The organism is Streptomyces sp. NBC_00454, assembly GCF_041434015.1.
GTDB lineage: Bacteria > Actinomycetota > Actinomycetes > Streptomycetales > Streptomycetaceae > Streptomyces.
Map to the genome: position 1 here is coordinate 5653509 of NZ_CP107907.1, position 24319 is coordinate 5677827.

Annotated in this window: 23 protein-coding genes; 10 read left to right on the plus strand and 13 right to left on the minus strand. The window is 70.5% G+C overall.

From position 1 onward, the window contains the following. Positions 1-7: 7 nt before the first annotated feature. From OHU74_RS26250 to OHU74_RS26265, 4 genes are all read right to left on the minus strand, one after another. A complete protein-coding gene (locus OHU74_RS26250; protein ID WP_371618131.1) occupies positions 8-1081 on the minus strand; it encodes a hypothetical protein in 1074 nt (357 codons plus the stop codon). Beyond that, a complete protein-coding gene (locus tag OHU74_RS26255; RefSeq protein WP_371618132.1) occupies positions 1063-1848 on the minus strand; it encodes an ABC transporter ATP-binding protein in 786 nt (261 codons plus the stop codon). Before OHU74_RS26255 ends, OHU74_RS26250 begins: the two co-directional genes overlap by 19 nt. Before the next feature lie 183 nt (positions 1849-2031). Beyond that, positions 2032-3393, minus strand: coding sequence for an aspartate aminotransferase family protein (locus OHU74_RS26260; RefSeq protein WP_371618133.1), 1362 nt, complete (start codon positions 3391-3393; stop codon positions 2032-2034). Between the two features lie 3 nt (positions 3394-3396). Next, positions 3397-3900, minus strand: a complete 504-nt coding sequence (locus OHU74_RS26265; RefSeq protein WP_214937061.1) for an Lrp/AsnC family transcriptional regulator — start codon at positions 3898-3900, stop codon at positions 3397-3399. Between the two features lie 171 nt (positions 3901-4071). Between OHU74_RS26265 and OHU74_RS26270 the strand changes: the two genes are divergently transcribed. The 3 genes from OHU74_RS26270 (at position 4072) to OHU74_RS26280 (ending at position 7407) form a co-directional block, all read left to right on the plus strand. Then, entirely contained in the window at positions 4072-5511 is a 1440-nt protein-coding gene (locus OHU74_RS26270) for a gamma-aminobutyraldehyde dehydrogenase (RefSeq protein WP_371618134.1), read from the plus strand. Between the two features lie 165 nt (positions 5512-5676). After that, a complete protein-coding gene (locus tag OHU74_RS26275; protein ID WP_371619817.1) occupies positions 5677-6855 on the plus strand; it encodes a spermidine/putrescine ABC transporter substrate-binding protein in 1179 nt (392 codons plus the stop codon). Between the two features lie 87 nt (positions 6856-6942). Beyond that, positions 6943-7407, plus strand: a complete 465-nt coding sequence (locus tag OHU74_RS26280; RefSeq protein ID WP_371618135.1) for a hypothetical protein — start codon at positions 6943-6945, stop codon at positions 7405-7407. A 3-nt stretch (positions 7408-7410) separates the two neighbouring features. Here OHU74_RS26280 and OHU74_RS26285 read toward each other — a convergent pair whose 3' ends face one another. From OHU74_RS26285 to OHU74_RS26305, 5 genes are all read right to left on the minus strand, one after another. Next, complete coding sequence (locus OHU74_RS26285; RefSeq protein WP_371618136.1) at positions 7411-8625, minus strand: serine hydrolase domain-containing protein; 1215 nt, start codon at positions 8623-8625, stop codon at positions 7411-7413. A gap of 147 nt (positions 8626-8772) precedes the next feature. Beyond that, on the minus strand, positions 8773-9474 hold the full coding sequence (locus OHU74_RS26290) for a response regulator (protein ID WP_371618137.1): 702 nt from the start codon (positions 9472-9474) through the stop codon (positions 8773-8775). Beyond that, on the minus strand, positions 9471-10679 hold the full coding sequence (locus OHU74_RS26295; protein WP_371619818.1) for a sensor histidine kinase: 1209 nt from the start codon (positions 10677-10679) through the stop codon (positions 9471-9473). The genes OHU74_RS26290 and OHU74_RS26295 overlap by 4 nt, the downstream gene beginning before the upstream one ends. Then, complete coding sequence (locus OHU74_RS26300; RefSeq protein ID WP_371618138.1) at positions 10679-11368, minus strand: glycerophosphodiester phosphodiesterase; 690 nt, start codon at positions 11366-11368, stop codon at positions 10679-10681. Before OHU74_RS26300 ends, OHU74_RS26295 begins: the two co-directional genes overlap by 1 nt. 21 nt (positions 11369-11389) lie before the next feature. Next, a complete protein-coding gene (locus OHU74_RS26305; RefSeq protein WP_371618139.1) occupies positions 11390-12415 on the minus strand; it encodes an adenosine deaminase in 1026 nt (341 codons plus the stop codon). Positions 12416-12523: 108 nt separating this feature from the next. On the opposite strand from OHU74_RS26305, the gene OHU74_RS26310 reads away from it, so the two are divergent. Further along, a complete protein-coding gene (locus tag OHU74_RS26310; RefSeq protein ID WP_371618140.1) occupies positions 12524-13252 on the plus strand; it encodes a DUF4190 domain-containing protein in 729 nt (242 codons plus the stop codon). A gap of 105 nt (positions 13253-13357) precedes the next feature. Here OHU74_RS26310 and OHU74_RS26315 read toward each other — a convergent pair whose 3' ends face one another. Both OHU74_RS26315 and OHU74_RS26320 read right to left on the minus strand, forming a co-directional pair. After that, the gene (locus OHU74_RS26315) at positions 13358-14956 is read right to left on the minus strand and encodes a TROVE domain-containing protein (protein WP_371618141.1); all 1599 of its coding nucleotides are present in this window, start codon (positions 14954-14956) and stop codon (positions 13358-13360) included. A 471-nt stretch (positions 14957-15427) separates the two neighbouring features. Then, positions 15428-16189 (minus strand): SDR family oxidoreductase, encoded by a 762-nt coding sequence (locus tag OHU74_RS26320; RefSeq protein ID WP_330298835.1) that lies wholly within the window; start codon positions 16187-16189, stop codon positions 15428-15430. Positions 16190-16385: 196 nt separating this feature from the next. On the opposite strand from OHU74_RS26320, the gene OHU74_RS26325 reads away from it, so the two are divergent. After that, the gene (locus OHU74_RS26325; protein ID WP_371618142.1) at positions 16386-17240 is read left to right on the plus strand and encodes a helix-turn-helix transcriptional regulator; all 855 of its coding nucleotides are present in this window, start codon (positions 16386-16388) and stop codon (positions 17238-17240) included. Positions 17241-17255: 15 nt separating this feature from the next. On the opposite strand, the gene OHU74_RS26330 is transcribed toward OHU74_RS26325, so the two are convergent. Next, positions 17256-17702 carry an NUDIX hydrolase gene (locus OHU74_RS26330; protein ID WP_371618143.1) on the minus strand — a complete coding sequence of 149 codons (447 nt, stop codon included), beginning with the start codon at positions 17700-17702 and terminating at the stop codon, positions 17256-17258. Further along, a complete protein-coding gene (locus OHU74_RS26335) occupies positions 17699-18295 on the minus strand; it encodes an NADAR family protein (RefSeq protein ID WP_371618144.1) in 597 nt (198 codons plus the stop codon). Before OHU74_RS26335 ends, OHU74_RS26330 begins: the two co-directional genes overlap by 4 nt. 194 nt (positions 18296-18489) lie before the next feature. On the opposite strand from OHU74_RS26335, the gene OHU74_RS26340 reads away from it, so the two are divergent. From OHU74_RS26340 to OHU74_RS26360, 5 genes are all read left to right on the plus strand, one after another. After that, complete coding sequence (locus tag OHU74_RS26340) at positions 18490-20016, plus strand: gamma-aminobutyraldehyde dehydrogenase (protein ID WP_371619819.1); 1527 nt, start codon at positions 18490-18492, stop codon at positions 20014-20016. Positions 20017-20068: 52 nt separating this feature from the next. Beyond that, a complete protein-coding gene (locus OHU74_RS26345; RefSeq protein ID WP_371618145.1) occupies positions 20069-21319 on the plus strand; it encodes a spermidine/putrescine ABC transporter substrate-binding protein in 1251 nt (416 codons plus the stop codon). A gap of 83 nt (positions 21320-21402) precedes the next feature. Then, positions 21403-22554 carry an ABC transporter ATP-binding protein gene (locus OHU74_RS26350; RefSeq protein WP_371618146.1) on the plus strand — a complete coding sequence of 384 codons (1152 nt, stop codon included), beginning with the start codon at positions 21403-21405 and terminating at the stop codon, positions 22552-22554. Next, positions 22551-23480: an ABC transporter permease gene (locus OHU74_RS26355; protein ID WP_371618147.1), complete on the plus strand. Its 930-nt coding sequence runs from the start codon at positions 22551-22553 to the stop codon at positions 23478-23480. Before OHU74_RS26350 ends, OHU74_RS26355 begins: the two co-directional genes overlap by 4 nt. After that, the gene (locus OHU74_RS26360; RefSeq protein WP_371618148.1) at positions 23480-24286 is read left to right on the plus strand and encodes an ABC transporter permease; all 807 of its coding nucleotides are present in this window, start codon (positions 23480-23482) and stop codon (positions 24284-24286) included. The genes OHU74_RS26355 and OHU74_RS26360 overlap by 1 nt, the downstream gene beginning before the upstream one ends. Positions 24287-24319: the final 33 nt, after the last annotated feature.

Sequence of the window (24319 nt, forward strand, 5' to 3'; positions counted from 1 at the left end):
GCTCGCCTCAGTGGGTCAATGCCAGCGACGTCAGCTGTGCGACACCCCACACGAGCGGCAGGCACCCGGCCGCCAGCGCGAGCGTCCGTACGGTGGCGGCGCTGCGCAGCACGCCTGCCGGGGCGCCGATGCCGGTCAGGGTCGCCCGGGTGGCGGCGCGGGCCTGGCGGACCTCGACCGCCGAGGTCAGCAGGGTGGCGGCCGCGCACAGCACCACCAGTGCGGCGGCCGGTGCGGTCAGCGGCCCGAGCGGGACCTGCAGGCCGCCGCGGTCGCGCAGGGCCACGGCGCTGAGGGCGCCGGCGCCGACCGCGCACAGCACGCCGAGCGGGGCGCCGAGCCGGGGGGCCTCCTCCTGGAGGGTCCGGCCGGCCAGCAGCCGCAGCGCGCCCGGACGCACCGACTGGACCAGTGCCCCGCAGGCGTAGGCGAGGCCGGGACCGGCGAGGGCGAGCCCGGCTGCGGTCAGGGCCCAGCCGGCCGGCGGTCCGGCGCCGCCGGGTCCGGCGTAGGCCAGGGCAGCGAGTCCGCAGGCGGCCAGTGCGATGCCCCAGGGCAGCACGGTCTGCGGGGCCGGCCGGGGGCTCGGGCGCAGGGCGAGGGCGGTGGCGGCGGAGGCGGCCAGCGGGAGCAGAGCCAGCAGGGTGAGGGCTGCGGCCACGGGCAGCGGCTGATCGGCGTGGAGCAGTTCGGCCCCCGCTCCGTCGAAGGGCAGCCCGGCCACGTCCCCGCGCAGGTGGAGGAAGACGGCCAGGGCCACGGCGCTGCCGAGGGTGCAGGCGACGGCGGTGGAAATCGCCGCGACCAGAGTGAGCCGTACGGGTCCCAGCCCGGCCGCGTCCAGCCCGTCCCGGGGGGCGGTCGCCGGGTCGGTACGGGCCACGGCGACGGCGAACTGGACGGTGACGGCGAGCGGCACCAGGGCCCACAGCAGTTGGGGGAACGATCCGGCGGGCCGGGCCGTGGCCTCCGCGAGCACGTACAGCAGCAGGAAGCCGCTCCCGGCGGAGGCTGCGGCGACCAGCAGTCGGCGGAGCTGGACGAGCGGCCGGGAGCCGCGGGCTAGGCGGAGAGCGAGCACGCGGCCTGGTCCTCCGGGGGTTGGGGGAAGACGGTCTGGTGGGCGGCGGCCGCGGAGGCCGGGCGTCCGTCGAGCAGGGCGACCCGCCGGTCGGCGACGGCCGCGGTCTCCTCGTCGTGGGTGGCCAGCACCACGGTGATCCGGTGCGAGCGGGCCGCGGTGGTGAGCGTACGGAGCAGCAGGGCGCACTCGGCGCGGTGCAGCGGGGCCGTGGGCTCGTCGGCGAAGATCACGGCGGGTTCGCTCGCGAGGGCGCGGGCGAGGGCCACGCGCTGGGACTCGGCGCGGTTGAGGGCGCCGGGGCGCTTGCGGGCGAAGGCGCCGATGTCGAGGCGGTCCAGCCATTCGCAGGCGGCCCGTTTGGCGCTGCGGTGGCTCGCGCCCGCGATCAGCAGCGGCAGGGCGGCGTTCTCCCAGACCCGGAGCTCGGGCAGCAGCTGCGGTTCGGGGCCGATCCAGCCGAACCGGTCGCGGCGCAGCCGCTCGCGGGCCAGGGCCCCCATGGTGTGCACGGGGACGCTGTTGAACCAGACCTCGCCCTGCTCGGGCAGCAGCTGCCCGGACAGGCAGCGCAGCAGGGTGGTCTTGCCGCTGCCGCGGGGGCCGGTGACGGCGAGGATCTCGCCCGCGCGGACGCCGATCGAGACCCCGATGAGGCCGGGCGAACCGCTGTGGGAGTAGTGCAGGGACCGTGCCCAGAGCACATCGTCCTGGGGCGGGGCATTGTCTGGCGGAGCTTTGTCCGGTGGAGCCACCATGGCGTACACCTCCGTCCGGGGGAACGAAGCGGAGCCGCGTAGGTCACTGGCACCGCAATGAGATGTAAAGAGATGAACGTCTTGGATGGTGACAGCACACGGCCCGGACCCTCTCGTTCTCACTCGAACGGAGGATCCGGGCCGTGTGGTCGGACTATTTACTGCGTGTTGCTGCTCGCGGACGGCTGCTGGTTAGAGCTTGGTCCAGGCCTCGGTCAGCACGCGGCGCAGGATGCCTTCGATCTCGTCGAAGGTGCCCTGGTCGGCGGTGAGCGGCGGGGCCAGCTGGATGACCGGGTCGCCACGGTCGTCGGCGCGGCAGTACAGGCCGTTCTCGAAGAGCGCCTTGGAGAGGAAGCCGTAGAGCACGCGCTCGGTCTCCTCGTCCGTGAAGGACTCCTTGGTGACCTTGTCCTTGACGAGCTCGATGCCGTAGAAGTAGCCGTTGCCGCGGACGTCGCCGACGATCGGCAGGTCGTGCAGCTTCTCCAGCGTCGAGCGGAAGGCGTCCTCGTTGTCCAGCACGTGCTGGTTGAGGCCTTCCTTGTCGAAGATGTCGAGGTTGGCGAGCGCCACCGCGGAGGACACCGGGTGTCCGCCGAAGGTGTAGCCGTGCAGGAAGGTGTTGTCACCCTTGTAGAACGGCTCGGCGAGCTTGTCCGAGATGATGCAGGCACCGATCGGGGAGTAGCCCGAGGTCATGCCCTTGGCGCAGGTGATCATGTCCGGCACGTAGCCGAACTTGTCACAGGCGAACATCGTGCCGAGGCGGCCGAACGCGCAGATCGTCTCGTCGGAGACGAGCAGCACGTCGTACTCGTCGCAGATCTCGCGGACCCGCTGGAAGTACCCGGGCGGCGGCGGGAAGCAGCCACCGGCGTTCTGCACCGGCTCCAGGAAGACGGCGGCGACGGTGTCGGCGCCCTCGAACAGGATCTCCTGCTCGATCTGGTCGGCGCACCAGCGGCCGTAGGCCACGGGGTCGTCGCCGTAGATCGGGGCGCGGTAGATGTTGGTGTTGACCACCTTGTGCGCGCCGGGAACCAGCGGCTCGAAGGGGGCCTTGAGGGCCGGCAGGCCCGTGATGGACAGGGCGCCCTGCGGGGTGCCGTGGTAGGCGACCGCGCGGGAGATGACCTTGTACTTGGTGTGCTTGCCCTGAAGCTTGAAGTACTGCTTGGCGAGCTTCCAGGCGGTCTCGACGGCCTCGCCGCCACCGGTGGTGAAGAAGACCTTGTTCAGGTCGCCCGGGGCGTAGTGGGCGAGGCGCTCGGCGAGCTCGACGGCCTTGGGGTGCGCGTACGACCAGATGGGGAAGAACGCGAGTTCCTGGGCCTGCTTGTAGGCGACCTCGGCCAGTTCCTTGCGGCCGTGACCGGCGTTGACCACGAACAGTCCGGCGAGACCGTCCAGGTAGCGCTTGCCCTTGTCGTCGAAGATGTAGGTGCCTTCACCCCGCACGATGGTGGGTACGGGCGAGTTCTCGTACGACGACATGCGGGTGAAGTGCATCCACAGGTGGTCGTACGCGGTCTTGGAGAGGTCCTGGCTCACGGGCTATCTCGTTCCCCACATGTAGGTCTGCTTCTTCAGCTTCAGGTAAACGAAGCTTTCGGTTGATCGCACGCCGGGGAGCGCGCGGATCTTCTTGTTGATCGTCTCCAGCAGGTGGTCGTCGTCCTCGCAGACGATCTCCACCATCAGGTCGAACGAGCCCGCGGTCATCACCACGTACTCGCACTCGGCCATCGCGGTCAGCGCGTCTGCCACGGGGTCGAGGTCTCCCTCGACGTTGATGCCGACCATCGCCTGGCGCCGCAGCCCCACGGTGAGCGGGTCGGTGACGGCCACGATCTGCATGACGCCCTGGTCGAGAAGCTTCTGTACTCGCTGGCGCACCGCGGCTTCGGACAGGCCCACGGCCTTGCCGATGGCTGCATAGGGACGGCGACCGTCCTCCTGCAGTTGCTCGATGATCGCCAGGGACACAGCATCGACCGAAGGGGACGGTTGTCTGTTCCTGGAATCTGCGCTTCGACTGACCACGCCCTCACTGTGCACGAGGAGTCGTCTGTTCCGCAAGGCGAGAACGATGTAATTCGTTGTTTCGGGAGTCAGATCTCACTGATTCCGTAGTTCGTGGTGCGTGGGCCTGTCGAAAACGGCGTCCGAGAGGCTAGGCTGAGTAGCTGTCTCAACCATTGGACATGTGATCACAGGAGTGTGGCTGTAGTGACCACCGAACTGCGTCGTCTGCGCAACTACATCGGCGGGGAGTTCAAGGACGCCGCCGACGGGCGGACCACCGAGGTGGTCAACCCCGCCACGGGCGAGGCGTACGCGACCGCTCCCCTCTCCGGCCAGGCGGACGTGGACGCCGCCATGGCCGCCGCCGCGGCGGCCTTCCCGGCCTGGCGCGACACGACCCCCTCCGAGCGCCAGAAGGCGCTGCTCAAGATCGCGGACGCCTTCGAGGCGCGCGCGGACGAGCTCGTCGCCACTGAATCGGAGAACACCGGCAAGCCGCTGGGCCTCACGGCCAGCGAGGAGCTGCCGCCGATGGTGGACCAGATCCGTTTCTTCGCGGGCGCCGCCCGCCTGCTCGAGGGCCGTTCGGCCGGCGAGTACATGGAGGGCATGACCTCCATCGTCCGCCGCGAGCCGGTCGGCGTCTGTGCCCAGGTCGCGCCCTGGAACTACCCGATGATGATGGCCGTCTGGAAGTTCGCCCCGGCCATCGCCGCGGGCAACACCGTGGTCCTCAAGCCCTCGGACACCACCCCGGCCTCCACCATCCTGATGGCGGAGATCATCGGCTCGATCCTGCCCAAGGGCGTCTTCAACGTCGTCTGCGGCGACCGCGAGACCGGCAAGGCCATGGTCGAGCACCGCACTCCGGCGATGGCCTCCATCACCGGCTCCGTGCGTGCGGGCATGCAGGTCGCCGAGAGCGCCTCCAAGGACGTCAAGCGCGTCCACCTGGAGCTCGGTGGCAAGGCCCCCGTCGTGGTCTTCGAGGACGCCGACATCGCCAAGGCCGCCGAGGACATCGCGGTCGCCGGCTTCTTCAACGCCGGCCAGGACTGCACCGCGGCCTGCCGCGTACTGGTCCACGAGTCGATCCACGACGAGTTCGTCGCGGCGCTGGCCAAGAACGCGGCCGACACCAAGACCGGGCAGCCGGACGACGAGGACGTGCTCTACGGTCCGCTGAACAACCCGAACCAGCTGAAGCAGGTCGCGGGCTTCATCGAGCGGCTCCCCGCCCACGCCAAGGTCGAGGCGGGCGGCCACCAGGTCGGCGAGAAGGGCTACTTCTACGCCCCGACCGTGGTCTCGGGCCTCAAGCAGGACGACGAGATCATCCAGAACGAGGTCTTCGGCCCCGTCATCACCGTCCAGTCCTTCACGGACGAGGACCAGGCCCTGGCGTACGCCAACGACGTCGAGTTCGCCCTCGCCTCCTCGGTGTGGACCAAGGACCACGGCCGCGCGATGCGGATGTCCAAGAACCTCGACTTCGGCTGCGTGTGGATCAACACCCACATCCCGCTCGTCGCCGAGATGCCCCACGGCGGATACAAGAAGTCCGGCTACGGCAAGGACCTCTCCGCCTACGGCTTCGAGGACTACACCCGCATCAAGCACGTCATGACCTCGCTCGACGGCTGATCCGGGGCTCACTGAGGTCGGGCGCGAGGTCGGGCGCGAGGTCGGGCGCGAGGTCGGGCGCGACGGCCGGGCGGCCGCCGCATTGATCAAGCCACAGCCTTGAAGGGGCGGGTAGTAGACAACATGTCTATTGCCCGCCTCTTCGCGTTCGCCGAGGCTTTGGCCATGCCTGAACTCGCCTTCTCCCGCCGCGCGGCGATGCGCGGCCTCGGTGCCGCGGGCCTGCTGGCCGCCCTCACCGGCTGTGGCGTCCCCGCCGCCTTCGTCCCCGAGTACCAGCGGGAGGGCCGGGACCGCTCCGAACGCGACCGCAGCGTCTCCTTCTCGAACTGGCCGCTCTACATCGACACGGACGACGAGGACGAGAACCGGCGGCCGACGCTGGACGCCTTCACGGAGAAGACCGGCATCGACGTCCGGTACACCGAGGAGATCAACGACAACGACGAGTTCTTCGGCAAGGTCAGCCCCTCCCTGATGAACCACCAGGAGACCGGCCACGACCTGGTCGTGGTCAGCGACTGGATGGCCGCCCGCTTCGTCCACCTGGGCTGGGCCCAGGCCATGGACCGCTCGGCGCAGCCCAACGTGGCCAAGTACCTCGACCCGCAGCTGCGCTCCCCGGCCTTCGACGAGGGCCGGCTGCACACCGTCCCCTGGCAGTCGGGGATCACCGGCATCGCCTACAACCGCAAGGCGCTCGGCCGGGAGATCAAGTCGGTCAAGGACCTCTGGCAGCCGGACCTGGCGGGCAAGGTGACGCTCTTCTCCGGCCTCGACGAGTCCTTCTCCCTGCTGATGCAGGGCAACGGCGTCGACGTCACCCGGTGGACCGAGTCCGACTTCCACCGGATGTGCGACCACGTGGAGAGCATGGTGAAGAAGAAGCACATCCGCCGCTTCACCGGCAACGACTACACCTCGGACCTCAGCAAGGGCGACGTCCTGGCCTGCCAGGCCTACTCCGGCGACGCGATCCAGCTCCAGGCCGACAACCCCGACATCGAGTTCGTGGTTCCGGAGGAGGGCGCCGAGCTCTGGGCGGAGAGCATGCTCATCCCCAACCTCGCCCGCCACAAGGCCAATGCCGAGGCCCTGATCGACTTCTACTACGCCCCCGAGGTGGCCGCGAAGCTCGCAGCCGCCGTCAACTACGTCTGCCCGGTCCCGGCCGCCCGAGAAGTCCTGGCCGCCTCCGAGGACAAGGAGACCGCCGAGCTCGCCGAGAACCCGCTGATCTTCCCCGACGACGACATGCGCAAGCGCCTCGTCCTGGCCCGGGACATCTCCTCGGCCGAGCGCGCACCCCTCGCCAAGCGGTGGAACGCCATCGTCGGACTCTGAGGGGAGTTGATCACGGTCCGGCCACAGAACTGAACGCGTTCAGTAATTTGACTGAACGTGTTCAGAAACCTGCGTACGCTGACACCCATGAGCGAGAGAAACGCCCTTGAGCGGCGTATCCGTGTCTGGCTGGTCCTGTTCGTCGTCTGCCTCGTCCTCAGCGGACTCACCGCCTTCCCCCTGGTGAACGAGCTCCACTGGACCAACTCCCTGATCTCCCACGACTGGCTGCGCCGCGTGGGCGACGGGCTGGACCAGGCCGACCGCGACTACCCCTTCCTCCTCTACGGCACCGACTGGCTCGCCTTCGCCCACCTGGTGATCGCGGTCTTCTTCTACGGAGTCCACCGCGACCCCGTCCGCAACATCTGGATCGTCGAGGCCGGCATGATCGCCTGCCTCGGAGTGATACCGCTGGCCCTGATCTGCGGCCCGATCCGCGGCATCCCCTTCTGGTGGAGCGTCATCGACATGTCGTTCGGCGTCTTCGGAGTGATCCCGCTACTGCTCCTGCGACGCATGATCAAGCGGCTGGAAGCGATGCCCGCCTGACGGCTACTTGGCGAAGGCCGCCATCACGATGCCCAAGGCCACCGGGTTCGTGTCCTCGCCCTTGGCGTTCGTGGAGTTCACCGAGTAGACCAGGGTGCGGGAGAGGTCGCGGGTCCCGCCTATCGCGGTGTTGTAGCCGTGCCGGCCGCCCGTCTTGCCCCAGGCGACCGTGCCGTCGGGCAGGACGATCCGGGACATCCCCGCCGTCAGGGTCGCGTCCTTCCCGCTGGCGAAGTCCTTCACCCCGGGCACCGTGAACATCTCCTCCAGCTGCGCCTTCGGCACGATCCTCCCGCTGAACAGCGCGATCGTGAACCGCTCCAGATCGGCCGTCGTCGAGATGATGTCCCCGGCGGCCCAGCGGTCCGAGGAATTCCACTCCGTCACATCGCGCAGCTCCCTCGAACCGTCCGCCTTCGCCACCGTCTGGTAGCCCTGGTTGTGCGGCCCGTGGATCTTCGTCTGGGTCCGGCCCGGGAACGAGGTTCCGTGCAGCCCCAGCGGCTTCAGGATCCGGCGGCCCACCGCCTCCTCGTACGTCGTGCCCGTCACCTTCTCGATCAGTACGCCCAGCAGCGTGTAGTCGATGTTCAGGTAGTGCTGGGCGGCGCCCGGCGCGAACTCCGGCTTCTTCGCGAGGGCGTTGGCGAGCTGATCGTGCGGGTCGGTCACGTCGAAGCGGTGCTCCCACTGCGCCTCGAAGGAGTCGCCCGGCCCGTCTGCCGACGGTATCCCGCTGGTGTAGTTGAGCAGTTGCCGGACGGTGACGGTGGCGTAGGCCTCGGGAACGGTGTCCGGCAGGTACTGGCGGACCGGCCGGTTGAGGTCCACCCGGCCCTCCGCCGCGAGCTGCAGCACCACCGACGAGGTGAAGGTCTTGGTCACCGACCCGGCCCGGAAACGGCCCTGCTCGACGGCCTCCCGCCCGGTACGGATGTCCGCGACTCCCGAACTCCCCTGCCAGGAGCCGCTCGTACCGCCCACCCTGACCAGGGCGGCCGTCGCGTCCTTGTTCTGCGGACCGAGGCCGGCGATCGCCTTCTCCAGCGCCGCGGCGTTCGGCGGTGTGGAGACGGTGGGTGCGGCGGGCGCGGCGATCGCGGCGGAGACCGAGCCGGACGCCGCCCCCGACGCCGGCGCGGCGTGGGCGACGGCCGGTCCGGCCGCCACGCCCAGGACCAGGGCGGTGGCGATCAGCGTGCGGGTCGTTGCGTTCATGGTGGGATCCCCCTGTCGGCTCCCGGGGCGACCTCCGCCCCGATGACCTCAATGCTGCAGGTCAGCAGGGCAGTTGCGGATCACCACCGAGAGTGGTCTTCACCGGTCCGACAACTCACCGTGTCGGGGGAGGAGGCCCTCGCCGTCTCACTCCCCAGAGGGAGATACCCAAGAGCCAGCCGGCCCGCCGGCCGCGATCAAACCCGTCTCGTACGCGCAGATCACCGCCTGGATCCGGTCCCGCAGCCCCAGCTTCGACAACACGTTGCCCACATGCGATTTGACCGTGTGCTCGCTCACGGTCAGCGCCCCCGCGATCTCCGCGTTCGACAGCCCCCGCCCCAGGAGCAGCAGCGTCTCCCGCTCGCGGGCCGTCAGCGCCTCCAGCCGCTCGGCCGACAGGACCTCCCCGGCCGCCGGCCGGGCGGTGGCCGCCGTGTACTCCTCGATCAGGCGCCGGGCCACCGAAGGCGCCAGCAGGGAATCGCCCGCGGCCACCACCCGTACCGCGTGCACCAGATCGTCCCGCCGCACGTCCTTGAGCAGGAACCCGCTGGCCCCCGCGTGCAGCGCCTCGTACACGTACTCGTCCGAGTCGAAGGTCGTCAGCATCACCGTCCGGCAGGAGCTGCTCGCCGAGATCGTCCGGCACGCCTCGATGCCGTCCAGCACCGGCATCCGGATGTCCAGCAGCGCCACGTCCGGCGCCAGGTCCCGCACCGCGGCCACCGCCGCCGCACCGTCCCCGACCTCCGCCACGACCTCGATGTCCTCCTGGACGTCCAGGATCATCGCGAAGCCGCTGCGCACCAGCTCCTGATCGTCGGCCACCACCACACGGATCGTCACATCCCCACCTCCTGACCCGACGTTACAAGGGTGACCCGCACCCGGAACCCGCGTCCGTCCGGCCCCGGACCGGACTCGGCCGTTCCGCCGTGGGCCGCCGCCCGCTCGCGGATTCCGATCAGGCCGTGCCCGCCCGCGCCGTGCCCGCCCGCGCCCGGCCCGACGCCCCCGCCCGGCCCCCGCCCGTCGTCCGTGACCGTCACCGCGAGGTCCCGCGGGCCGTACTCCAGCCGGACGGCCACCCCCGACGCCCCGGCGTGTTTCACCACGTTCGTCAGCGACTCCTGCACCACCCGGTGCACCGTCGCCTCCAGCGCCGCGGGCAGGGGGCGCACCGCGCCCGTGCGCTCGTAGCCCACCTCCAGCCCGCTGCCCCGGACCCGCTCCAGCAGCCCCGCCAGCTCCTCGATGCCGGGCTGGGGCCGGCGCGGGGCCGCCGCGGCGCCGCCGTCGGGTCGTAGCACCCCCAGCATCGTGCGCAGTTGCGCCATGGCGTCCCGGCCCGTCTCGGCGATCGCCTCGAAGGCGGCCTCGGCCCGCTCGGGGGCCCTGCGCACTGCCACCGGACCGGCCTCGGCCTGCACGATCATGATGCTGACCGCGTGCGAGAGGATGTCGTGCATCTCCCGCGCGATCCGGGCCCGTTCGCGGGCGGCCGCCTGTTCCGCCTCGATCCGGTTGGCTCGCTCCAGCTGCGCCGCCCGGTCCTCCACGGCCGAGGTGTACGCCTGGCGCGTGTACTGGAGCCGGCCCAGGGCGTAGGCCGCGGCGGTGACGAAGAGGGTGAACAGCAGCTCGCGCGCCGTCCCCGTGTTCCAGCCCACCGACAGGGCGACCGCCACGACCGTGAGCCCCGCCACGGCCAGTCGCACCCGGGCGGTGCTCAGCAGGGCGACGGTGTAGAAGGCGATGAGGCCGGCGTACGGGATCGGCTGCCCCGGCCCGTCCACGGCCAGCTTGTAGACGCCGCCGAGGGCCAGGACCGCGACCAGCACCGCCACCGGAGCCCGCCGCCGCCAGACCAGCGGAACCACGGCGAGCACGGTCATCGCGTACGAGGCCCAGTCCGCGCGCGGCAGGTCGGCCGAACGGGGCACCACGAACGGCATGGTGACGGCCAGCAGCACCAGCAGCGTCAGTCCCAGGTCCTGCAGACGCGGATCGGCCCCCCGGACCCGCGCTCCGATCTCCCCCCAAGCGGGTATCACCGGCCGAGCTCGGCCCGTAGGGCTGCCAGCACGTCCACCCGGTTCGTGGTGATCGAGTCGGCCCCCGCCGCGATCAGCGCGCGCATCGACCGCTTGGTGTCCGGGGTCCAGGCCGACACCAGCAGGCCGTCGCGGTGCAGGGCGTCCACCAGCTCCCGTCCGACCAGCCCGAAACGGTAGTTGAGCCAGCTCGGGGCCACCGCGTCGATCAGCACCCGGCGCGGCGGCGAGAGCGTGGTCCAGGTCAGTGCGATCTCGGCGCCCGGATCGGCGGCGCGGACCGCCAGCATGGTGGCCGGGCCCGCGCAGTAGTACGTACGGTCGCGCGCCCCGCATTCGCGGACCTGGCCCACGACGGTCCGTACGGTCTCGGCGCTCGCGCCCGGCAGGTCGATCATGACCCGGCCCGCGCCGGCGGCCATCAGGGCGTCGCGCAGGGTCGGAATCCCGCCCTGCGTCAGCTCCTTGAGCTGTGGGGCCGTGACGGCGTCCAGGCGCACGTCATGGCCCCACAGCCGCTGGAGGCTCTCGTCGTGGAGCAGTACGGGGACCCCGTCGCGGGTCGTCCGGACGTCGATCTCCACCGCGTCCGCGCCGCGGGTGAAGGCGGAGCGGATCGAGGCGAGGGTGTTCTCGCGGACGCGGTAGGGATCCCCGCGGTGGCCTACGGCAGTCAGGGTGCGCATGCACCCCATTCTGCGCAGCCGTCAGGGAGCCAGCCAGGCGGAGGTGTACGTGTCGATCTCGGCGATGAGCGCCGCCTTGCCCGCCGGGTCCAGGAACGAGGCCTCCACGGCGTTCTTCGCGAGCTGCGCGAGACCGAGTTCGTCGAGGTCCAGCAGCCGGGCGGCCACGGCGTACTCGTTGTTGAGGTCGGAGCCGAACATCGGCGGGTCGTCGCTGTTGATGGTGACGAGCACACCGGCCGCCACCATCTCCTTGACCGGGTGCTGGTCCAGGTCGGTCACGGCGCGGGTGGCGATGTTGGAGGTCGGGCAGACCTCCAGCGCGATGCGGTGCTCGGCGAGGTAGGCGAGCAGTTCGGGGTCCTGGGTGGAGGTGGTGCCGTGGCCGATGCGCTCGGCGCCCAGCTCGCGGATGGCGTCCCAGACGGTCTCCGGGCCGGTGGTCTCGCCGGCGTGCGGCACGCTGTGGAGCCCCGCGGCCCGGGCGGCGTCGAAGTACGGCTTGAACTGCGGGCGGGGGACACCGATCTCGGGGCCGCCGAGGCCGAAGGAGACCAGCCCCTCGGGGCGCAGGTCGACGGCGAGGCGCGCGGTCTCGGCGGCGGCCTCCAGCCCGGCCTCGCCGGGGATGTCGAAGCACCAGCGCAGGATGACGCCGAGCTCGGCCTCCGCGGCCTTGCGGGCGTCCTCGATGGCCGCCATGAAGGCCTTCTCGTCGATGCCGCGGCGGGTGGAGGAGTACGGGGTGACGGTGAGTTCGGCGTACCGGATGTTCTGCCGGGCCATGTCGCGGGCAACCTCGAAGGTGAGGGTGCGCACGTCGTCGGGGGTGCGGACGAGGTCGACGACCGAGAGGTAGACCTCGATGAAGTGCGCGAAGTCGGTGAAGGTGAAGTAGTCGGCGAGGGCCTCGGGGTCCGTGGGGACCTTCGAGTCGGGGTGCCGGGAGGCGAGTTCGGCCACGATGCGGGGCGAGGCGGAGCCGACGTGGTGGACGTGCAGTTCGGCCTTGGGCAGCCCCGCGATGAAGGGGTGCAGGTCGGGCATGAGGGTGCCTCCGGGAGGGAGTGGTGCGGACGGACTGGCTTCATCGTAGGGAAGGGCAGGGGTGTCGTAGGCAGCGCTTAGCATGGCTGTACGAGAGGGGGGTGCCGTATGACCGATCAGAGCCCCGAGTCGCGAGACCCGTGGGCGCCGCCGGAGCGGCCCGCGGTCGAGCTGGGCAAACAGCAGGGTGCGCCGGGTACGCCGGGTGCGTCGGGTGTCCACGACCAGCAGACCATCGCGGGGATGCCGGGCGCCGGCATACCGCAGGACGCGCCGAGGGCCGGACAGCCGCCGGCGGCCGCGCCCGCCTTCGGGCCCGCGCAGACGCCGGATCCCGCACCCGGTCCGCCGCCCGCCTACGGATACCCGGCCCAGCCCGCGTCCGGCGGCTACGGATACCCGGCCCAGCCGGATCCCGGGGGCTACGGCTATCCCGCCCCGCCGGTCGCCCCGCAGGGGGCGTACCCGGGCCAGCCGGGCTACCCCGGATACCAGGGCTACCCCGGATATCCGCCCTACGCGCACAAGAGCAACGGCTTCGGAGTCACCGCGCTCGTGCTCGGGATCCTCGCCGTGATCAGCTGCTACGCCGGAATCCTCTTCGGGATCCCGGCCGTCATCTTCGGCGTGCTGGGCCGCGGCAAGGCCAGGCGCGGTGAGGCCGACAACGACGGCATGGCGCTGGCAGGCATCATCACGGGCATCGTCGGCATCGTGATCAGCTGCCTGGTCATCGCGCTCATGGTCTTCGGGGTCATGTACGGCGACTCGGGGTACGACAGCGACTCGGACTACTCGACGAACTACTCGAACACCAAGGTCGTCTACCGGGGCTGAACCGCCGCGGGCCCACGGGTACACGGGTACGGCGACGGGGCCGGACCAGGAGCATCACGCCCCGGTCCGGCCCCGTCGCCGTACCCGTGTACCGTCACCGCCCCGTCAGGCGGTCTTCGTCCACGGCCACGCGGCGTCCCGGCCGTCCTCGATCAGGGACACCATGCGGAAGGCCGCGTCGGTGAGCCCGCCGAAGGTGTGCCGGTTCGCCGACCCGGAGGGGGCGTGGCCCATCCGGTATCCGGCGAGGTTCCACGTGTACACCGGGACGGTGTCCGGGACCAGGGAGGTCGGGTCCCCGCCGTGGGCGTAGGTGGCCTGCTCGTCGGTGATGATCAGCACCCGGTCGTGCCCCGCGTAGTGCGTACGCACGGCCTCCGCCGTGTAGGTGCCGCCGAGATCCTGGAACCGTTCCAGCACCTTCAGCACCGACTCGCCCCGGCTGTACGCGACCTCCTTGCTGCTGGTGCCGAACTGCACCAGGCGGGCCTCCTCGGCGCGCAGGGCCAGCGCCGTCCCGAAGACCGCCGCCGCGTCGGCCCGGTTCAGCTCCGAGCGGTCCGAGAGCGGCGACCACATCGACCCGGACCGGTCCACCAGGATCAGCGTCCGCCCGGGCAGAGCCGGTACGTTGGCCAGCGAGTGCCCCAGAGCCTGCTCCAGCGGGTACGCCCAGCGCAGCGAGGGCGCGTGCTGGTAGGCCGCCAGGTACCGGAAGGGGAACTGCCGCGACCGGGCGACGGTCTGCGGGTCGGAGATCTTCGCCGCGACCTGCTCGGCGACCGCGTCCGAGACCCCGGCCTGGTCGAAGTTGCGCAGGTTCCGCAGCAGCGCCATCGCACCCATCGACGGGATGACCGCCTCCCAGGCGGCCGCGTCCATCGGCCCCTGCAGCCAGCCGGCCAGCGCCTCCCAGGTCATGCCCGCCGCGGCGAGCCGCTCGGCTCCGTCGGAGGCGGTGACCACATCCCGGCGCTCCGCCACCGGCAGCTCCATCAGGGTCCGGTGCGCGACGAGCGTGCGGTTGTCCGCAGGGACCTCGGCGGTCTCCGGGTGGTGCCGGCGGTCGAGGGCGTGGCGGAACAGCTCGCCCTGCCAGGGCTTGTCCGGGTCGGGCGAGGCGTGCACGAGGTTGAGGACGTCGCCGAAGCGGTAGCCCTTGGACGCGGTGTCGTACTTCAGCAGCGCGGCGGCCGAGTAGAGGCGGCGTACGGCGTCGGCGATCCCGCGCTTGACGGGCTTGGGCACGTTGCGTCCGTAGGTGGCCGTCCAGTAGGCGAGCAGTTCGCCGGGCTCGTCGGGGCGCCGCAGTACGGAGTCCACGACCTGCCGGTTCGACGGTCCGCCGGTGGCTCCGGCGTCGAGCCGCGCTTTGACGTACTCGGCGGCGCCGACGAGGGAGGCGGTGCGCATGTTGCCGTCGCCGCGGAGCCAGCCGAGCAGGCCCGCCGTCCACTCGGGGTCCGTCACGGCGAGGGTGCGCACGAGCGCGGCGAACCGGTCGTCGCGGGCTTCGCCGGACTCGTAAGAGGTCTGCTGCGTCACGAAGTTGGAGACGGCCAGCAGGAAGAGCTCGGAGCGGGGGTCGCGGACGAAGCCGCGGCTGCCGTGGTGGTTGGCGGCCCGTACCCCGGTGGAGCGCACGGGCGAGACGGGCGCGGTGGGCGCCGCCGGCCTGGACCTGCGCAGGTTGAAACGAGACATGAGAATTCCCCCGAATTCATTGGGCATTGGGGGAAGGCCTGGCGTGTGGAATGCCCGAGATCAAGGTCGGCGACGGAAGAAGTCAGGTGCTCAATCCGCTGAGCTACCGGCCGTGGCCGGGCGGGATTCGAACCCGCCGCCTCCTGATCCGAAGTATCCGCTGCCTGCGCACCGGGCATTCCACACGCGTGCCTCCCGAGATCAAGAAGGGCGGCGGCGTGGTTCGTGGAGGAAGTAGCCGCTGCCTGCGCACCGGGAGGTGCGTGACGTAGGTGTCCAGAGATCGAAGCCGGCGAAACCACAAGGTGCTCTACCAACTGAGCTACACCGGCCCGAAGCCGATGGCGGGACTCGAACCCGCGGCCGCCCCATTAACAGTGGAAGTAGGTCTCGCCTTCGCACCTGGACACTTCTGATCCTATGAGGCGGTGTTCGAGGCCCGCCACGCATTTAGCGGCCCTTTCCCGCGGGCTACGCCTGGGCGGTGGGCAGGATGACCAGTTGGCTCAGATTGACGTGCCGGGGGCGGCTCGTGGTGTACGCGATCAGGTCCGCCACGTCCTGGGCCGCGAGCGGGCCGATCGCCTCGAACATGCCGGACAGCTGCCGCGACAGTTCCGGGTTGTCGATGTGCTGGCCCAGCTCGGTGTCGGTCAGGCCCGGTTCGATGTTCGTCACCCGCACCCGGCGCGGGCCGAGTTCGGTGCGCAGCGAATGGGAGAGGTGGGTCAGCGCGGCCTTCGTGGCGCCGTAGACGGCGTAGTTGGGGAAGGTGACGTGCGCGCCGATGGAGGAGACGTTCACCAGGTCGGCGGTGGCGCCCTCGGCCGCGCGGGCCAGCAGGTCCGGGGTGAAGGCGCGGATGACGCGCAGCGCCCCGGTCACGTTGGTGTCCAGCATCCGCTGCCACTCGTCGGCGCGGCCGTCCTCGACGGGGTTGGGGAGCATGACACCGGCCGCGTTGACCACGAGGTCCACCGCGCCGTACTCGGCGTGGACGAGCCGGACCGCCGAGTCCACCGAGTCCTGAGAGGTGACATCGGCCCCGGCGACGAGGGCCTGACCGCCGTCGGCCCGGATCTTGCCGGCCAGCTCCTCCAGCCGCTCCCTGCGGCGGGCGAGGAGGGCCACCCGGACGCCGTGCCGGGCGAGCAGCAGCGCGGTAGCGGCGCCCATGCCGCCGGCGGCTCCGGTGATGACGGCGGTGCGGCCCTGGAGGGATTCGTACGGCATGGCTGTGGCTCCTTCACATCTGCCGCGGGCTTCCCGGCGGCGTCCGGTGGTGAGAACCAGCCTGCGCGCGCGGCCCGTGCCTGCCCAGGGCTCCGCTCTTCCTGGGACTGCCAGTACCAGGCTGGGGAGCGGCGACACCGCGCACGGGCGGCGAGGGCACCGGGCACGGGAACGGCCCGCCGATAAGATGAAATCCATGACCGGGGACATCGGAGACTTCCTGCGCTCGCGCCGCGCCCGCATCCAGCCCCACGACGTGGGCCTGCCCGATCACGGCCGCCGCCGCGTGCCCGGCCTGCGGCGCGAGGAGGTCGCGCAGCTCGCGGGGGTCAGCGTCGACTACTACATCCGCCTGGAGCAGGGCCGCGGCCCCAGCGTCTCGGACGCCGTGCTCGACGCGATCGCCCGCGTGCTCCGGCTGAACTCCACGGAGCAGGCGCACCTGCGTGCCTTGGCCCGCCCCGCGGCCCCGGCCCCCGGGGCGGTGCCGGGCGCGGTCCAGGAGGTACGGGCCGGGGTGCGGCTGCTGCTGGAGGCGGTCGGCGGGTCGGCTCCGGCCTTCGTCCTGGGCCGCCGGATGGACGTCCTGGCCTGGAACGCCCTCGCGGACGCGGTCACCGGCTACTCCGCGATGCCCGAAGGCTTCCGCAACATCGCCCGCCAGGTCTTCCTCGACCCGGCCGTGCGCGCGCTGTACCCGCAGTGGGCGCAGATCGCCGAGGAGACGGTCGGTCATCTGCGGCTGGACGCGGGGCGGCATCCGGGCGACCCGGTGCTGGAGGAGCTCACGGAGGAACTGTCGGCGCGCAGCGAGAAGTTCCGTCAGCTGTGGGCGGGCCACCCGGTCAAGCAGAAGTCGCACGGGGTCAAGATCATCGACCATCCGCTGGTGGGCTTCCTGGAGCTCCCCTACGAAACCCTCGCGCTGCCGGGAGAACCCGACCAGCTGCTGGTCGTCTACAGCCCCCGCCCCGGCTCCGAGACAGCCCGCCGCCTCGCCCGTCTGGCCGAAAACGTATCCCTCGCCCCCGCCCTGGTCCTCAACGTCTAGCTCGCGCAGCCCGCTTCAGACCGCCGTGGGCATCAGCAGGGTCGGCACCATGACGACCTCGCCGTCGCCCTCGCCGGTGCCGCGGGAGAGCGGTACCCAGATCAGCCCCACCATCCGCGGGCAGTCGCAGGCCATGCCGGGGTCCACGCCCAGCACCGGCTCCCCGTCCGCGACCTCCACGCGGTAGCAGGAGGTCCAGCCCGACGGGTACGGGGCTTCGTGGGAGAAGCGCACGTCCAGCGCGCGCAGTCCCGTCTCCTCCGCGACCTCGCGCCGGACGGCGTCCTCGGGGTGTTCCCCGTCCTCCAGGCCGCCGCCGGGCAGGGTCCAGTACTCCGGCCCGTCGTGCCGCCCCGTGCTCCCCCTGCCGCGCTCCCGGACCATCAGCACGCAGCCGTCCCGGATGATCACCGCGGCCACCCGGCGCCGGTCCTCGGCCGGCATCCGGGCTCCGTCCGTCACGGCTGCTCCGCCCCGGCCCCTGTCCCGGCGCCCGTCTCAGCCCCGGCCGCTGCCCGGAGGCGGTCGCGGGCCTCCATCAGCGCGAAGCCCAGCAGGTTCAGCCCCCGCCAGCGGGCCGGGTCCAGCGCGCGGTCGTCGTCGGCGGCCAGTCCGATGCCCCAGATCCGGTCCAGCGGGCTGGCCTCGACCAGGACCCGCTTCCCGGTACCCAGCAGGTACGCCTTCAGCGCCAGGTCGGAGCCGAACTTGTGCACGCTGCCCTCCACCACCAGGGCGAACCGCTCCCGCTCCCATATCGCGTCGTCGAAGCCGCGCACGAGCCTTCCGGCCTTCTTCGCAGCCGCCGGACTCCTGGCCTCCAGCGCCGCCCGCTCGGCCTCGGCGTCGCCGAAGAGCCGTGCCTTTCCGGCCATCATCCAGTGCTCGGCAGTGGCGTACCGGACGTCACCCACGGTGAACTCGGACGGCCACCACTGGCTCAGGCAGCTCTGGCCGAGTGTCCCGTCGGGCCGCGGACGGTGTCCCCAGAACGGCAGGAACTTCACCCGCTCACCCCGGTTGACCTGCCCGATCAGTGTGTCGATCATCTCCATGCACGCGAGTCTTGCACCCGCCACTGACACTTCGTACCGGATTTCGGGCGCGCCTCGACACATGGTCGACCGATTCCGTCGCGTAATCAAAAGGCAACAACGGAATCACTTGGCCGAGGGGTACACCTCTGCCAGGATCGGCACTCAATTCGAGCTGTAGCTCGAACTGTAGCTACGGAGAGCGTGAGAGCGTGATGGGCAACCGCTTCCAGGTCAAGGTCCAGGTCAAGGACCGCTTCGCAGAAGGCGCGCAGTACATCGACGGGCAGCTGCGACCCGGCACCTCAGGACGGTCACACACGGTGGTGGACCCGGCGACGGGCGAGGAGGTGCTCACCTACGAGCTGGCCTCCACGGCGGACGTGGACGCGGCCGTCGCCGCGGCCAAGCGGGCCTTCCCCGGCTGGTCCGGCGCCACCCCCGGCGAGCGCTCCGACGCGCTGCACCGGCTGGCCGCCGTACTGTCGGAGCGGGCCGAGGAGTTCGCGTACGCGGAGTCCCTGCAGTGCGGCAAGCCGGTCAAGCTGTCGACCGAGTTCGACGTACCGGGGACCATCGACAACACGGCGTTCTTCGCGGGGGCCGCGCGCCACCTCCAGGGGCAGGCCGCCGGGGAGTACTCCGGGGACCACACCTCGTACGTGCGCCGCGAGGCGATCGGGGTCGTGGGCTCCATCGCCCCCTGGAACTATCCGCTCCAGATGGCCGCATGGAAGATCCTTCCGGCGATCGCCGCGGGCAACACCATCGTGCTCAAGCCCGCCGAGCTCACCCCGCTGACCTCCCTGATGTTCGCCCAGGCGGCCAAGGAGGCGGGCCTGCCCGACGGCGTGGTCAACATCGTCACCGGCGCCGGCCGGGACGCCGGTGAGCACCTGGTCGGCCACCCGGACGTGGTCATGACCTCCTTCACCGGCTCCACCGCCATCGGCAAGCGGGTCGCCGAGATCGCCACCGCCACCGTCAAGCGGCTCCACCTGGAGCTCGGCGGCAAGGCGCCCTTCCTCGTCTTCGACGACGCCGACCTGGAGGCCGCCGCGAACGGCGCGGTGGCCGCCTCCCTCATCAACACCGGCCAGGACTGCACCGCCGCCACCCGCGCCTACGTGCAGCGCCCGCTCCACGACGCCTTCGTCGCCCGGGTCGCCGAGCTGATGGACACCGTCCGGGTCGGCGACCCCTTCGACCCGGCCACCGACCTCGGCCCGCTGGTCTCGCACGCCCAGCGCGACCGGGTCGCCGGTTTCGTCGAGCGCGCCCGCGGCTACGCCACGGTCGTCACCGGCGGCGAGATCCCCGGGGGAGAGCTGGCCGACGGCGCGTACTACCGGCCCACCCTGATCTCCGGCGCCGCCCAGGACAGCGAGGTGGTCCAGTCCGAGATCTTCGGGCCGGTCCTGGTCGTGCTGCCCTTCGACACCGACGACGAGGGCATCGCGCTGGCCAACGACACCCCCTACGGCCTCGCCGCCTCCGCCTGGAGCCGCGACCTGTACCGGGCCAACCGCGCCACCCGCGAGCTCAAGGCGGGCTGCGTCTGGGTCAACGACCACATTCCGATCATCAGCGAGATGCCGCACGGGGGCTACAAGGCCAGCGGCTTCGGAAAGGACATGAGCACGTACTCCTTCGAGGAGTACACGCAGGTCAAGCACGTGATGTTTGACAACACCGCGGTGGCGGCGAAGGACTGGCACCGCACGATCTTCGGGGACCGATAAAAACCAGCCGCCGGACCAGCGGCATCGCACCCATCCCGAAAGGGCACCTCCCATGGAGCAGTACGAGCCCGACCGTCTCTCGGCGGCGCAACTCGCCGCGATGCGACGCAGCCTCACCAGCGGGCGCGGCGCCCTCACCCGCCGTTCGCTGCTGCGCGTCTCCGGAGTCGGAGCGCTCACCCTCGGCGGCCTGTCCACCCTCGCCGGCTGCGGGATCCCGCCCGCCAAACGCGAGGGCGGGGCCGCAGTGGCCTCCGACGACCACTCGGCCCAGGAGAAGGAGATCAACTTCTCCAACTGGACCGAGTACATGGACACCAGCGAGGACGAGAAGTCGCGTCCCACGCTGGAGGAGTTCACCAAGCGGACCGGGATCCAGGTCAAGTACACCGAGGACATCAACGACAACGTCGAGTTCTTCGGCAAGATCAAGCCGCAGCTCGCGGCCGGTCAGGACACCGGCCGTGACCTGATCGTCGTCACAGACTGGCTGGCCTCGCGCATCATCCGCCTGGGCTGGGCGCAGAAGCTGGACCCGTCGAACCTGCCGCACGCCTACGCCAACCTGATCCCGCAGTTCCGCAACCCCGACTGGGACCCGGGCCGCGCGCACAGCTACCCCTGGACCGGCATCGACACCGTCATCGCCTACAACACCAAGGCCACCGGCGGGAAGAAGGTCGACTCGGTCACCCAGATGCTCGACGACCCCTCCCTCAAGGGCCGCGTCGGCTTCCTCACCGAGATGCGCGACACCGTGGGCATGACCCTGATCGACCAGGGCAAGGACCCGGCGACCTTCACCGGCGCCGACTTCGACGAGGCGATCGGCCGGCTCCAGAAGGGCGTGGACAAGAAGCAGATCCGCCGCTTCACCGGCAACGACTACACCGCGGACCTCGACAAGGGCGACCTCGCAGCCTGCCTGGCCTGGGCCGGCGACGTCATCCAGCTCCAGGCCGGCAACCCGGACATCCAGTACGCGATCCCGGCGCCCGGCTACCTCACCTCCAGCGACAACCTGCTGGTCCCCGTCAAGGCCCGGCACAAGGCCAACGCGGAGAAGCTCATCGACTACTACTACGAGCCCGCGGTGGCCGCCCAGCTGGCCGCGTTCATCAGCTACGTCTGCCCCGTCGAGGGCGTCAAGGACGAGCTGGCCAAGATCGATCCGGCGCTCGCGGACAACGTCCTGATCGTCCCCGACAAGGCGATGTCCGCCAAGTCGCACGCCTTCCGCTCGCTGACCGGCGAGGAAGAGACGGCGTACGAGGAGAAGTTCGCCAAGCTCATCGGAGCCTGACGGGTCCTGCCGCCCCCCACCGGCACCGGCACCCGTACCGGCACCTGCCCCTTCCACGACACCACCACCGAAGGCCCAGGCCCATGACTGACAAGACCGCGGGCGGCGACGTCCGCCTCGCCGGGATCAGCAAGCACTACGGATCCTTCACCGCCGTGCATCCGCTCGATCTCACCATCCCCCAGGGTTCCTTCTTCGCCCTGCTCGGCGCCTCGGGCTGTGGGAAGACCACCACCCTGCGCATGATCGCCGGTCTGGAGGAGCCCTCCACCGGCACCGTCAGCCTCGGCGACCGCGAGGTCACGAACCTGCCGCCGTACAAGCGCCCGGTCAACACGGTCTTCCAGAGCTACGCGCTCTTCCCTCACCTGGACGTCTCCGAGAACATCGCCTTCGGGCTGCGCCGCCGCGGCATCAAGTCCGTCAAGAAGCAGGTCGACGACATGCTGGAGCTGGTCCAGCTCGGCCAGTTCGCCCAGCGCAAGCCGCACCAGCTCTCCGGCGGCCAGCAGCAGCGCGTCGCGGTCGCCCGCGCGCTCATCAACCACCCGCAGGTCCTCCTCCTCGACGAGCCGCTCGGCGCCCTCGACCTGAAGCTGCGCCGCCAGATGCAGCTGGAGCTCAAGCGGATCCAGACCGAGGTCGGCATCACCTTCGTGCACGTCACGCACGACCAGGAGGAGGCCATGACCATGGCCGACACCGTGGCCGTGATGAACGGCGGCCGCGTCGAGCAGCTGGGCGCCCCCGCCGAGCTGTACGAGAACCCGAAGACGACCTTCGTGGCGAACTTCCTCGGCACCTCCAACCTCATCGAGGCCGAGGTCCTGGAAGCCGGCGGCTCCGACGTCATGGTGAGCTCGGCGGGTACGAAGCTGCGCGTCCCGGCGGCGCGATGTTCGACCACACCCCGCGCCGGCGGCAAGCTGCTGGTCGGGGTGCGCCCGGAGAAGATCTCGCTGGTCCACGCGGACGAGGAGAACACCGTCGCCGCCGGCCGCAACAAGGTCGCGGGCAAGATCGCCGACTCCTCCTTCATCGGCGTCTCCACCCAGTACGTCATCGACAGCCAGGTCTGCCCGGAGCTGGAGGTGTACGTCCAGAACATCGAGCGCGACGCCCGCCTGGTCCCCGGCGCCGACGTGATCCTGCACTGGAACCCGGAGCACACCTTCGGCCTCGACGCCGCCCAGGACATCGACGCGGGCATCGAGACGGTCGAGGAGTCCGCGTGAGTGCCACTGCCGCGCCGCCCCAGGCGCCCGCCGCGGCCGAACCCCCGGTCCACAAGCCGTCCCTGAAGAAGCGCCTGATCCCGTACTGGCTGCTGCTCCCCGGCATCCTGTGGCTGGTCGTCTTCTTCGTGCTGCCGATGGTCTACCAGGCCTCCACCTCGGTGCAGACCGGCTCCCTCGAAGAGGGGTTCAAGGTCACCTGGCACTTTCAGACCTACTGGGACGCCTTCACCGAGTACTACCCGCAGTTCCTGCGCTCGCTGCTCTACGCGGGCACTGCGACCGCCCTGTGCCTGCTGCTCGGGTACCCGCTGGCCTACCTGATCGCCTTCAAGGCGGGCCGCTGGCGCAACCTCCTCCTCGTGCTGGTCATCGCCCCGTTCTTCACCAGCTTCCTGATCCGCACCCTGGCCTGGAAGACGATCCTGGCCGACGGCGGCCCGGTGGTCGGCGTCCTGAACAAGATCGGCTTCCTGGACGTCACCAGCTGGCTCGGCATGACCGAGGGCGACCGCGTCCTGGCCACGCCCCTCGCGGTGGTCTGCGGTCTGACGTACAACTTCCTCCCCTTCATGATCCTGCCGCTCTACACCTCGCTGGAGCGCATCGACACCCGCCTCCACGAGGCGGCCGGGGACCTGTACGCCCGCCCCGCCACGGTCTTCCGCAAGGTGACCTTCCCGCTCTCCATGCCGGGCGTGGTCTCCGGAACCCTCCTCACCTTCATCCCGGCGAGCGGCGACTACGTCAACGCCGAGCTGCTCGGCTCCACGGACACCCGGATGATCGGCAACGTCATCCAGTCGCAGTACCTGCGCATCCTGGACTATCCGACGGCGGCCGCGCTGTCCTTCATCCTCATGGCCATCGTGCTGATCATGGTCACCGTCTACATCCGCCGAGCGGGAACGGAGGACCTGGTCTGATGAAGAGCGCCACCACCTGGCTCCGCCGCAATCTCGTCGTGATCGCGGGACTCGGCACGCTCGCGTACCTGATCCTGCCGAACGTCGTCGTCACGGTCTTCTCCTTCAACAACCCCACCGGGCGGTTCAACTACGCCTGGCAGGAGTTCTCGCTCGACGCCTGGAAGGACCCCTGCGGAGTCGCCGACATGTGCGACTCCCTGTCCCTGTCCCTCCAGATCGCCCTGTGGGCCACCATCGGCGCGACCGTGCTGGGCACCGCGATCGCCTTCGCGATGGTCCGCTACCGCTTCCGGGGGCGCGCCGCGGTCAACTCGCTGATCTTCCTGCCGATGGCCATGCCCGAGATCGTGATGGCGGCCTCGCTGCTCGCCCTCTTCCTCAACATGGGCGTCCAGCTGGGCTTCTGGACGATCCTGATCGCCCACATCATGTTCTGCCTCAGCTTCGTCGTCGCCGCGGTCAAGGCCCGAGTCCTGTCCATGGACCCCCGCTTGGAAGAGGCCGCCCGCGACCTCTACGCCGGCCCCGTGCAGACCTTCGTACGGGTCACCCTGCCGATCGCGGCCCCGGGCATCGCGGCGGGCGCACTGCTCTCGTTCGCGCTCTCGTTCGACGACTTCATCATCACCAACTTCAACTCGGGCAACACCGTCACCTTCCCCATGTTCGTGTGGGGATCGGCCCAGCGCGGTACGCCTGTACAGATCAACGTCATCGGCACGGCGATGTTCGTCATCGCGGTGCTGGTGGTCCTCGCCGGTCAGATGATCGGCAACCGCCGCAAGAAGGCACAGCCCAAGTAACACCTGTTCAGCACGAGCAACACCTGTAGGGAG